Here is a 1249-nt window from a genome sequence, read left to right on the forward strand (position 1 = left end):
TTTAAAAACAATTTATGATTATAGTAAAGGTGTACAGGGTCTTTCCGTCCAATCATTTCTATACTGCATCTTCACAGCAAATTTAATTTCACTAGGCTAGTACTGGAGACAGTAGGGAAGTCGTTACACCATTCATGCAGGTCGGAACTCACCCGACAAGGAATTTCGCTACCTTAGGACCGTTATGGTTACAGCCGCCGTTTACTGAGATTTATATTCATGGCATCTCTACCAATCCTTTTTGTCTTTCAGCACCGGGCAGGTGTCAGACCCTATACATCGTTTTGCAACTTAGCAGAGTCCTGTGTTTTTATTAAACAGTCGCTACCCTCTATTCTGTTACACCTATTGGCAATTGCTTACCAAAGGTACTCCTTCTCCCGAAGTTACGGAGTTATTTTGCCGAGTTCCTTCAATACTATTATCCTATCACCTAAATATACTCTATCAAAATATCTGAGCCGATTTAAGTACGGTTTTTACTTCACGAGTTTTTTCCAGAAAAGTCTTCACTACCCAGACAATTTTAAGCCTGAATAATCTACTACTTTTGTCACTTGTCCGAAAATTTAAGAATATTAACTTAAGACCCATCGCTGTACAGTTTTCACTGTTAGGCTTAGGGGCCGATTAACCCTATTAAAATTACTTTCGAAATAGGAAACCTTATATTTACGGTGGAAGAGCCTCTCACTCTTCTTTGCTACTCATACAGGCATACTTGCTTCTAATGTAATAACCAACTCTCACGAGCCAATCTACAACCTATAGAATACTCTACTACCGATTTGCACACAGCTTCAGTAAATAATTTGAGTCCGTTACATCATAAAGCTCTATAATGCTTTTATAAAATTAGTGAGCTGTTACGCTTTCTTTAAAGGATGGCTGCTTCTAAGCCAACCTCCTAATTGTTATAACACCGTGAGCTATTTCATACACTTAATTATTTTTATGGACTTTAGCTGACGTTCTGGGCTGTTTCCCTTTTGATTACGAACCTTCGCGCCCGCAATCTGCCTGCTCTATATAAATAAATTTGTTGTTATTCGAAGTTTAAGTAGACTCAGTAGGATTATTCATCCCCATTGCCTATCTAGAGCTCTACCAGCAACAATGTAAATAGAACGCTCTACCTAAATAGATTTCGTAGAGTACTAGCTAACACTAAGCTTGATTAGCCTTTCACCCCTAGCTACCGCTCATCCCGGTATTATGCAACATACATGGGTTCGATCCTTCAGTACGT

Annotated in this window: 1 rRNA gene; it reads right to left on the minus strand. The window is 38.9% G+C overall.

What is annotated here, in order from left to right:
- Positions 1-1249: ribosomal RNA gene (locus tag PARA125_RS09660) — 23S ribosomal RNA — on the minus strand; the annotation flags it as partial.

The sequence above is a fragment of the Parachlamydia sp. AcF125 genome (assembly GCF_018342475.1).
In the GTDB taxonomy this organism is placed as follows: domain Bacteria; phylum Chlamydiota; class Chlamydiia; order Chlamydiales; family Parachlamydiaceae; genus Parachlamydia.